The sequence below is a fragment of the Pseudomonas oplopanacis genome, assembly GCF_057128725.1.
This window is the reverse complement of the sequence record NZ_JBSKHV010000016.1, coordinates 93,545-105,214: the sequence shown is the minus strand read 5'-3', so window position 1 is coordinate 105,214 and position 11,670 is coordinate 93,545. Positions and strand designations below refer to the sequence as shown.

The following is an 11,670-nucleotide window of genomic DNA, read 5'->3' as shown; positions in this document are numbered from 1 at the left end:
CTGCGCGGCGCTCATCCGTTCTCTTGATAGACAACTTTTCGAGGTAAGCCCGGTGACCCAGCTGACATTGCTGTGCCTGCCCTATTCAGGCGCGAGCGCCATGGTTTACAGCCGCTGGCGGCGCAAACTGCCGGAGTGGCTAAAGCTGCAACCGGTGGAACTGCCCGGCCGTGGCGCACGGTTCGGCGAGCCGTTGCACACCGACATGCGGCGCCTGGCGCTGCAACTCGCGCAGGAACACATCGCCACGCTCAAATCCCCTTACGCGATTTTCGGCCATAGCCTGGGCGCCTTGCTCGCCTGTGAAATGGCCCATGCGTTGCGTTCGCTAGGCTGTCCGGAACCGGTGGCACTGTTCGCTTCAGGCACCGCCGCGCCGACGATGCGTGCTGATTACGATCGCGGTTTCGCCGAACCGAAAACCGATGCCGAGTTGATCGAACAACTGCGTACGCTCAACGGCACCAGCGAAGAAGTGTTGTCCAACGACGAGCTGATGAGCCTGACGCTGCCGGTATTGCGCGCGGACTTCCTGTTGTGCGGACGCTTCGAACCGCAGCAGCGCCCCTTGCTCAAATGCCCGGTGCACGTACTTGGCGGCAAGGAAGATCGCGCCACCACCGAACAATTGATCGGCTGGCGCAAGGAAACCCACGGCAGTTTTTCCGTGGACATGCTCGGCGGTGGTCACTTCTTCATTCATGAGCATGAGGCCAAGGTGCTGCGGGTGATCAAGGACCAGCTCGACATCCACCATCGCCGGCATGCCATGGCCGCCAGCGCCTGACACATTCCCCAGTGGAACCTTTGTGGGCGAGCCTGCTCGCGAAGGCGGCGCCACATTCAAAATGGATGTGACTGACAGACCGCTTTCGCGAGCAGGCTCGCTCCCACCGTTTGATTTTCGCCAACCTGACACTCCGCGTTCTGCCTCCTTCCTGATACTTGTTCTCATTTGTTAATTTTTCCGGTGTGCATTCGTTTTATAGGGACGACGTGCCTTTGTGCTTCCCGCCACTGATCCGGATGCTTAGAAATGAATGCTGAAGACTCCTTGAAACTTGCTCGCCGGTTTATCGGGTTGCCCCTGGAAAAGCGCCAGATGTTCCTTGCGGCCTTGCACAAGGAGGGCGTTGATTTCGCCCGTTTTCCCATCCCGGCCGACGTCGAGGCCGCGGATCGCCAAGCGTTATCCTATGCCCAGCAACGCATGTGGTTTCTCTGGCAACTGGACCCCCACAGCGGCGCGTACAACCTGCCGGGCGCGGTGCGCCTGAGCGGGCGGCTGAACCTGTCCGCGCTGGAGCAAGCCTTCGCCAGCCTCGTTGAACGTCACGAAACCCTGCGCACGGTGTTCCAGCGCCAGGCCGACGACAGCTTGCTGCAAGTGCCGGCCAGCGCGTCGCTGGTGATCGATCATGTGGACTTCAGCGCGCTTGCGGCCACGGAGCGCGAATTGGCCGTTGCGCATGCGGCCGAACAGCAATCGGTGCTGCCGTTCGATCTGTCAGTCGGCCCGTTGCTGCGCGTCACCTTGCTCAAACTCGCCGATCAGGAACACGTGCTGTTGCTGACCCTGCACCACATCGTGTCCGACGGCTGGTCGATGAACGTGCTGATCGACGAATTCATCCGCTGCTACGACGCCTTCGACGCGGGCGCACAGCCGCAACTCGCGCCATTGCCGATCCAGTACAGCGACTACGCCCTGTGGCAACGTCGCTGGCTGGAAGCGGGCGAGCAGGCGCGCCAACTCGATTACTGGCAAACACAGTTGGGCAACGAGCACCCAGTGCTGGAATTGCCCACCGACCATCCGCGCCCGGCCATGCCGAGCTATCGCGGTACTCGTTATGAATTTGCCGTCGATGCGCAACTGGCCGAACAACTGCGTGCCACCGCGCAAAAGCACAACATCACCCTGTTCATGCTGTTGCTCGGCGCCTTCAACGCGCTGCTGCATCGCTACACCGGACAGACCGACATCCGCGTCGGCGTGCCGATTGCCAACCGCAATCGCGCCGAGATCGAAGGCCTGATCGGATTCTTCGTCAACACCCAGGTGCTGCGCACGCAACTCGACGGCCAGCCCCGCGTCGACGACTTGCTGCGGGCCATCAAGGAAACCGCTCTCGGTGCCCAGGCCCATCAGGACTTGCCGTTCGAGCGTCTGGTCGAAGCGCTGAAACTGGAACGCAGCCTCAGCCACACGCCGCTGTTCCAGGTGATGTACAACCATCAGCCGCATGTCGCAGACATTGCCACGGTCAGCACTGCGTCCGGCCTCGCGCTGGGCGTGATCGAGTGGGAAGGGCGCACCACGCAGTTCGACCTGACCCTCGACACGTACGAAAAGGGTGGCAAGTTGCACGCCGCGCTGACCTACGCCAACGACCTGTTCGACGCCGACACCATCACGCGCATGGCGCAACACTGGACCCGTCTGTTGCAAGGCATGGTCGGCGATCCGACGCAGCGCATCAGCGATTTGCCGCTGCTGGAAAGCGCGGAATACCAGCGCATCGTGCATGACTGGAATCACGCTGACGAAAGCTTCCCACAAGACCTGTGCATTCATGAACTGATCAGCCAGCAAGTCGCCGCCAATCCGAATGCATGGGCGGTGACCTTCGGCACACAGCAGCTGACTTACGCCGAACTCGACATCCAGGCCAATCGCCTGGCGCACAAACTGATCGAATTGGGCGTCGGCCCGGAAGTCCGCGTCGGCGTAGCGATGCAGCGTTCGGAAAACCTGTTGGTGGCGTTGCTGGCGGTACTCAAGGCCGGCGGCGCCTACGTGCCGCTGGACCCGGATTACCCGGCCGAACGCGTGGCCTACATGCTCGAAGACAGTCGCGCCTTGGTGTTGCTGACGGAGCAATCGGTCGCCGCGACATTGACCGTCACAGCCGATACGCAAGTGTTGCTGCTGGACGCCATGACGTGGGCCGAGTACCCGGAAAACGCGCCTGAAACGGGCGTCACGCCGGACAATCTCGCCTATGTAATCTACACCTCCGGTTCCACCGGCAAGCCAAAAGGCGTGGCCATCGCCCATCGCAACGTGCTGGCGCTGATCGACTGGTCGGCATCGGTCTTCAGCCGCGAAGACATTCAAGGTGTGCTGGCCTCGACCTCCGTGTGCTTCGACCTGTCGGTTTGGGAACTGTTTGTGACCCTGGCCAACGGCGGCTCGGTAATCATCGCCCGCAATGCCCTGGAACTGCCGCACCTGCCGGCGCGGGATCAGGTGCGCCTGATCAACACCGTACCGTCGGCGATCAATGCGTTGCAGCGCGACGGACAGATTCCGCCGAGTGTGCGCATCATCAACCTCGCCGGTGAGCCGCTGAAGCAGAGCCTGGTGGACGCGCTGTATCAGCAACCGACCGTGGAGCACGTCTACGACCTGTACGGCCCGTCAGAAGACACCACGTATTCGACCTGGACCCGCCGTGAGGCCGGTGGCCGCGCGAACATCGGTCGTGCGCTAAAGCACACCGCCAGCTATTTGCTGGATGCCGAACTGCAACCGGTGCCGCAAGGCGTTTCTGCCGAGCTGTACCTGAGCGGCGCAGGGATCACCCGTGGTTACCTCGCGCGGCCGGGCATGACCGCTGAAAAGTATGTGCCGAACCCGTTCGCCAGCAATGGCGAGCGCCTGTACCGCAGCGGTGACCTGACCCGCTATCAGGCCGATGGCACGCTGCAATATGTCGGGCGCATCGACCATCAGGTCAAGGTCCGTGGCTTTCGCATCGAACTCGGTGAAATCGAAGCGCGGCTGTTGCAGCAGGACGCCGTGCGCGAACTGGTGGTGCTGGCGCAGGACGGGGTCAACGGCCAGCAATTGGTGGCCTATATCGTGCCGAACGATCCCGCGTTGCTGGGCGACACCGACGTTCAAGCGACTCAGCGTGAAACGTTGAAAGCCGCGCTGCGCCAGCATCTGCCGGATTACATGGTCCCGGCGTTCTTGCTGTTCCTCGATCATCTGCCGCTGACCCCCAACGGCAAACTCGACCGCAAGGCCTTGCCGGCGGTTGATGGTTCACAGCAGCAACGCGAACACGTCGCGCCACGTAGCGCACTGGAAAAATCCCTCGCCGCAATCTGGCAGGACGTGCTGGCTGTCGACAACGTCGGTCTGGAAGACAACTTTTTCGAACTGGGCGGCGATTCCATCGTGTCCATGCAAGTGGTCAGCCGCGCGCGTCAGGCCGGGATCGTGTTGAGCCCCAAGGACCTGTTCCAGCACCAGACCATCCGCAGCCTCGCTCAAGCGGCCCGCAGCGGCGAACAGGTGTTGATCGACCAAGGCCCGGCCATCGGTGCGGTGGCGTTGGCGCCGGTGCAACAATGGTTTTTCGAACAGGTAATCCCCGAGCGTCAGCACTGGAACCAGTCACTGCTGCTGGTGCCTCGCGAGGTGTTGAATGCTGAAGTGCTGGACCGTGCCCTTGAGCAATTGCTGACCCTCCACGACAGCTTGCGTCTGCGCTACGAGCAGACCGCTGATGGCTGGCAGCAAACCTACGCCGCGTCGACCACCGAGTCGGTGCTGTGGCAGAGTCAGGCGCACTCCGTCGACGAACTCAACGCTCTATGTGACGAAGCCCAACGCAGCCTCGATCTGCAAACTGGGCCGCTGATGCGCGCACTGCTGGTCGCTATGGCCGACGGTACTCAACGCCTGTTGCTGGTGATTCATCACCTGGTGGTGGACGGTGTTTCCTGGCGTGTGTTGCTGGACGATCTCCAGAAGTTCTACAGCGGTGGCAAGGTGTCGTTGGTGAAAACCAGCAGCTACCAGCGCTGGGTCGCTCGTCTGCAAGATCACCTCCCAGCGTTTGAAACCAGCAAAGAGTATTGGCTGGCCCAATTGAACAACGCCCCGACTGATCTGCCCTGCGACTGCCCGAACGGCGCGCTGGAAAACCGTTTCGAACACAAAATCGAGCTCAAGCTCAACGCCGAACACACCCGTAAACTGCTGCAACACGCTCCGGCGGCCTATCGCACCCAGGTCAACGACCTGCTGCTGACCGCACTGGCGCGCGCGGTTTGCCGCTGGAGCGGGCAGGGCAGCGCGCTGATTCAGCTGGAAGGGCATGGCCGCGAAGACCTGTTCGACGACATCGACCTGACCCGCACCGTGGGCTGGTTCACCAGCCTGTTCCCGGTCAATCTGGTGCCGTCGAGCGATCTCGGCACATCGATCAAAGCCATCAAGGAACAGCTGCGCAGCGTGCCGGACAAGGGCCTCGGCTACGGCGCATTGCGTTACCTCGGCGGCCCGGCGATGAGCGCCGAACTCGCCGCGTTGCCGCAGCCGCGCATCACTTTCAACTACCTGGGGCAGTTCGACCGTCAGTTCGACGACGCCGCGCTGTTCGTGCCGTCCACCGAAGGTAACGGCGTGGCGCAGGATCCATCGGCACCGCTGGGCAACTGGCTGACAGTCGAAGGACAGGTCTACGGCGGCGAGTTGTCGCTGAGTTGGGGTTTCAGCCGCGAGATGTTTGACACCGCGACCATCCAGGGGCTGGCGGACGACTACGCGCAGGAGCTCAAGGCGCTGATCGATCACTGTTGCGCCGTTGAAGTGCCGCAAGCCACGCCGTCGGACTTCCCGCTGGCGCGCATCAGCCAGACGCAACTCGACGCGTTGCCGGTTGCAACCCTTGAAGACCTGTATCCGCTGTCACCGATGCAACAGGGCATGCTGTTCCACACGCTCTACGAACCGCACGTCGGCGCCTACATCAGTCAGTTGCGCCTGGACATTCAAGGCCTCGATCCGCAGCGTTTTGCCCACGCCTGGCAGACCGCACTGCAACGCCACGACATCCTGCGCAGCAGCTTCCACTGGCAAGGCCTCGACACCGCGCATCAGGCGATTGTCCGTCAGGTTGCGTTGCCGCTCGAGGTGCTGGAAGCGACCGACACCGATACGCTGGCCGATGCCGAGCGCGCCCATGGTTTCGAATTGGGTCGCGCGCCGCTGTTCCGTTTGAAGCTGGTCCATACCGACGCTGACGTCTGGCACCTGATCTACACCAGCCACCACATTTTGATGGACGGCTGGAGCAACGCGCAGTTGCTGGCCGAAGTGATCCAGCATTACGTCAGCGGGCAATCGCTGCCGGTACCGAGCGGCCAATACCGCGATTATCTGGGCTGGTTGCAGCAGCAATCCGCCGTCGCTGGCGAGCAATTCTGGAAAGCCGCGCTGGCGCCGCTACAAGCACCCACCTTGCTCGCCGAAGCCTTGCGTCCGCCCGTGGGCGCCGAGGGCAGCGAAGCCTATCGAGTGGCCCTCGACAGCCGCGCCACCCAGCGTCTGGCCGACTTCGCCCGGCAACAGAAAGTCACCCTCAACACCGTGCTGCAAGCGGCGTGGAGCCTGTTGCTGCACCGCTACACCGTTCAGGATTGCGTGGTCTTCGGGGCCACCGTCGCGGGTCGTTCGGCGCCATTGCCGGGGATCGAAGAACAGCTCGGGTTGTTCATCAACACGCTGCCGCTGGTCTGCGCGATGAAGCCTGAGCAATCCGTCAGCCAATGGCTGGGCGAGCTGCAAGGGCTGAACCTGGCCATGCGCGAGTTCGAGCATGTGCCGCTTTACCACATTCAGGGCTGGGCAGGGCAGCAGGGTTTGGCGCTGTTCGACAGCCTGCTGGTGTTCGAAAACTTCCCGGTCGCCGAAGCGCTGAAGCAGGGCGCGCCGGCCGGGTTGTCGTTCGGCAACCTGCACAACCATGAGCGCACGCACTATCCCCTGACCCTCGGCATCGAACTGGGTGAAGGATTGAACCTGGACTTCAGCTACGACGCGGCACGGTTCAGTGCGGCGCAGGTCGTTGAGTTGTCGGCCAATCTGCAGCATCTGCTGATGCAATTGATGGCGTTGCCGGACGCGGCATTGGGTGCGCTGGAATTGCTCGATGTCGAGGGTAAAAATGCGCTGCTTGCGCTCAGCCAGCCGGCCCCGGTTCAGTTATCCACAACCTTGTTAGTCCACGAACAAATCGCCGCTCAGGCTGCCGCCACGCCGAATGCCCTGGCATTGCAGGTTGACGGCCAATCCCTGAGCTACGTCCAGATGAACACTCAGGCCAATCGCCTGGCCCATCGCCTGATTGAAAACGGTGCCGGTCCCGGCAAGCGTGTCGGGCTGGCGCTGCACCGTGGGCCGCAACTGGTCGTCAGCCTGCTGGCGGTGCTGAAAAGCGGCGCGGCGTATGTGCCGCTGGACCCGAGCTACCCGGCAGAACGCCTGGCCTACATGATCGACGACAGCCGCCTCGACGTGCTGCTGTGCGAATCCGGACTGCTGGAAAATGTGCAAGGCGTGCGCCGTCTCAGCCTCGACGACAACGCCGGTTTTCCTGAACACGATCCGCAAAACCACGCGGGTGCCGAAGATCTGGCCTACGTCATCTACACCTCCGGCTCCACCGGCCAGCCCAAAGGCGTGGCCATCGCCCACGCCGCGTTGCGCGAATTCTGCCAATCCGCCGCTGACTATTCGGTGCTGTCGGCGGCGGACCGCGTGTTGCAGTTCGCGACCTTCAGTTTCGACGGCTTCGTCGAGCAGTGTTTCCCGGCGTTGTGCGTCGGCGCGGCGTTGATCATGCGCGGTGATGCGTTGTGGGATGCCGGGCGACTGGCGTCTGAAATCGTCGAGCAAGGCGTGACCGTGGCAGACCTGCCGGCGGCTTACTGGTACCTGCTGGCCCGCGACTGCGCGAGCGGCGTGGTGCGCGATCTCGGTGATTTGCGTCAGGTGCACGTCGGCGGCGAAGCGATGTCGGTCGAAGGTTTGCGCTTGTGGCATCAGGCTGGATTGAGCCACGTGCGACTGCTCAACACCTACGGCCCGACCGAAGCGACGGTGGTGTCCAGTGTGCATGAATGCCGTCTCGACGATGCCAGCGATGCGTTTGGCATCCCGATTGGTCGCGCCATCGCCGGCCGTGCGTTGTATGTGCTGGACGCCTCCGGTCAATTGCTGCCCAACGGTGGCGTTGGCGAGCTGTGCATCGGTGCACCGGCCTGCCTCGCGCAAAGCTACTTCGATCGTCCGGCGCTGACCGCCGAACGTTTCCTGCCGGACCCGTTCGCCCGTGAGCCGGGTGCGCGGCTGTACCGCAGCGGCGACCTGGCGCGCTACAACACAGATGGCCGTCTGGAATACGTCGGCCGTATCGACCACCAAGTGAAAATCCGCGGTTTCCGCATTGAAATGGGTGAGATCGAAGCCTGCCTGCAAGCCCGCGAGGACGTGCGTGAAGCGGCGGTCATTGCTCAGGACGGGACGCAACTGGTGGCGTATGTCGTGGCCAGCGACGCGGTGGTTTCTGAAACTGATTATCTGGAAAGCCTCAAGGCTGTTCTGCGTCAGTCGTTGCCGGAATACATGGTGCCAAGTCACCTGATCCTGCTGGCCAGATTGCCGCTCAACAACAACGGCAAACTGGATCGCCGGGCCTTGCCGCGTATTGAGGCCAGCGACGTACAACGTGATTTTGTAGCCCCGGCCCAAGGGCTGGAAACGCAACTGGCGCTGATCTGGCAGGACGTGTTGCAGGTCGAGCGAGTAGGGCGTAACGACAACTTCTTTGAACTGGGCGGTCACTCGTTACTGGTGCTTCAGGTGATCTCGCGGGTGCGTCAGCAATTGCACCTCGAGCTGTCGGTGAGCAGCCTGTTCTCGGCCGCGACTCTGGCGGAATTTGCCGAGCGTGGAGCGCTGGCGAACATCAGCGGCCAACCGATCCTGCAACCTGCGCCTGTCGATCAACCGCCGATGCTGTCGTACGCCCAACAGCGCCAATGGATTCTCTGGCAGCTGGACCCGCACAGCCCGGCCTACAACATTCCCGCTGCATTGCGCCTCAAGGGCTCGCTCAATCTCAATGGCCTGTGCGAGGCCTTCGCGCAATTGCAGGCCCGACACCAAACCCTGCGCACGACGTTCGAACAGGATGGCCAGCAGGCGCGTCCGGTGTTGCATGACACGCTGGCGCTGCAACTGGAACAGCGCACGCTCGATCAATCATCCGTCGACAGCGCGGTGGCGGATGAAATCGCCCGGCCATTCGACCTGCGCAGCGGCCCGCTGTGGCGCGTCTTGCTGCTGCAAGTAAACACCGACGAACACGTGCTGGTACTGACCGTGCACCACATCGCCGCCGATGGCTGGTCGATGCAGGTCATGGTTGATGAGTTCAGCGCGTTGTATCAGGCGGCCGTCGACGGTCGCGCTGCCGGTCTGGCCAGCCTGCCGGTGAACTACAGCGACTACGCCCGTTGGCAGCGCGACTGGCTGGAAGCCGGCGAGGGCGCACGGCAACTGGCATGGTGGCGTGAGCAACTGGCTGGCAGCCAGACACCATTGGAGTTGCCGAGTGAACTGACCCGTCCGGCCCGTCGCTCTGAGCGCGGCGCCAGCCTGACGCTGAACGTTGATCGCGAGTTGCTGGCCGGTTTGCGCCAACGCGCCCAAGAGCAGCAAGTGACCTTGTTTATGCTGTTGCTGGCGAGTTTCCAGACCTTGCTGCATCGCCAGAGCGGGCAGTCGAGCATCAGCGTCGGCGTGCCGAGCGCCGGGCGTTCGCGCCTCGAAACCGAAGGCCTGATCGGCTTCTTCATCAATACTCAGGTGCTGCGCACACAGGTCGACGGGCAGCAGCCGTTCAGTGCGTTGCTGCAGCAGGTCAAGCAAATCGCACTGGACGCCCAAGCCCATCAGGACGTGCCGTTCGAGCAATTGGTCGACGCCTTGCAGCCGGATCGCAGCCTCAATCACAGCCCGTTGTTCCAGGTGCTCTACAACCATCAGCAGCAAATGGGCGCGAGCGTCGAGCGCAGCGTGGCCGACTTGCAGGTTGAACGTCTGCACTGGCAGCAGCAGACCACCCAGTTTGATCTGGTACTCGACACCCAGGAACAGGGCGAAGCGCTCGATGCCAGCCTGACTTACGGCACGGACCTGTACGACGAGGCGTCGATGCAGCGCTTCGCCGAACAGTGGCTGAACCTGCTGCGTGCGGTGGTCAACGATCCACAGCAACGCGTCGCCGAACTGCCACTGCTGCATGCGCCGCAATCCGACGCGTTGATCCAGCACTGGAACCCGGCATTCGCGGCGCAACCCTCGTCGCCAACCTTGCACCAGTTGTTCGAAGCTCAAGCCGCGCAACAGCCGAACGCCATCGCACTGGTCTGCGAAGGTGAGCAACTGACTTACGCCGCGCTCAACGCCCAGGCCAATCGACTGGCGCGCACACTGCAAGAGCAGGGCGTCGGGCCGGAAGTGCGGGTCGGCATCGCCACTGAGCGGGCGATGCCGCTGGTGGTCGGCTTGCTGGCGATTCTCAAGGCCGGCGGCGCCTACGTGCCGCTTGATCCGCACTATCCGGCCGAGCGCCTGAGCTACATGATCGAAGACAGCGGCATCACGCTGCTGTTGACCCAACAACACCTGATCGATGGCTTGCCCTCCCGCGAGGGCGTGCAGGTGCTGAAGCTGGAGTCGTTGCAACTGGACGCCTTCCGCGACGACGACCTGCCGGCACTGGCGACCCCGGACAACCTCGCGTACGTGATCTACACCTCCGGTTCTACCGGGCGACCGAAAGGCGCATTGCTCAGCCATGCCAACGTCGGGCGCCTGCTGAGCGCCACCGCCGCCGAGTTCAACTTCGGCCCGCACGATGTCTGGACGCTGTTCCATTCCTACGCCTTCGACTTCTCGGTGTGGGAGCTGTTTGGCTCGCTGTGCACCGGCGGGCGTCTGGTGATCGTGCCGCATGACATCAGCCGCGAACCGCAAGCGTTCCACCGCTTGCTCTGCGATGAAGGCGTGACGGTGCTGAACCAGACCCCGAGCGCGTTCCGCCAATTGTTGCCGATTGCCTGCACCAGCCCGCGCAGCATGGCCCTGCGTCAGGTGATTTTCGGCGGTGAAGCCCTCGACGTCGCGAGCCTGCGTCCCTGGTTCGAACGCTTTGGCGACCAACAACCCACCCTGGTCAACATGTACGGCATCACCGAAACCACGGTGCACGTGACCTACCGCGCGATTCGTCTGGCCGACCTGGACGGCAAGGCCCAGAGCCCGATTGGCCTGCCGATCCGCGACCTGCGCTGGTACTTGCTCGACAGCCAGCTGCAGCCAGTTCCGGTAGGGGTGGCGGGCGAGTTGTACATCGCGGGGGCTGGCTTGGCGCGTGGTTATCACGGGCGTTTCGGCCTGACCGCCGAACGCTTTGTGCCGAGCCCGTTTGACGCTTCGCAACGCCTTTATCGCAGCGGCGACCTGGCGCGCCAGCGCGCCGACGGCAGCATCGATTACCTCGGCCGCATCGACCAGCAAGTGAAGATTCGCGGTTTCCGCATCGAACTCGGCGAAATCGAAACCGCGTTGCTGGCCCAACCGGGCGTGCGCCAAGCGGTGTTAAACGTGCACAACGGCGACGGCGGACCGCAGCTGTGCGCCTACGTCGTGGCCGAGCACACCCCTTACGACCCGATCGCCTGGCGCGATCAACTGCGTGCCGCGCTCAAGGTCGATCTGCCGGACTACATGGTGCCTAGCCATTGGTTGCTGCTCGACGCCTTGCCACTGACCGGCAACGGCAAGCTCGACCGCAAGGCCTT

1 protein-coding gene and 2 pseudogenes are annotated in these 11,670 nt (G+C 62.9%); all 3 read left to right on the top strand.

The genetic code is table 11. The features are described 5' to 3' along the window. Positions 1-52: 52 nt before the first annotated feature. Positions 53-787, top strand: coding sequence for a thioesterase II family protein (locus tag ACWKV5_RS25340; RefSeq protein WP_483843486.1), 735 nt, complete (start codon positions 53-55; stop codon positions 785-787). Positions 788-1,036: 249 nt separating this feature from the next. Beyond that, positions 1,037-10,114 (top strand): annotated as a pseudogene (locus tag ACWKV5_RS25335) (amino acid adenylation domain-containing protein); the annotation flags it as partial. Between the two features lie 12 nt (positions 10,115-10,126). Next, positions 10,127-11,641 (top strand): annotated as a pseudogene (locus ACWKV5_RS25330) (amino acid adenylation domain-containing protein); the annotation flags it as partial. Positions 11,642-11,670 lie beyond the last annotated feature (29 nt).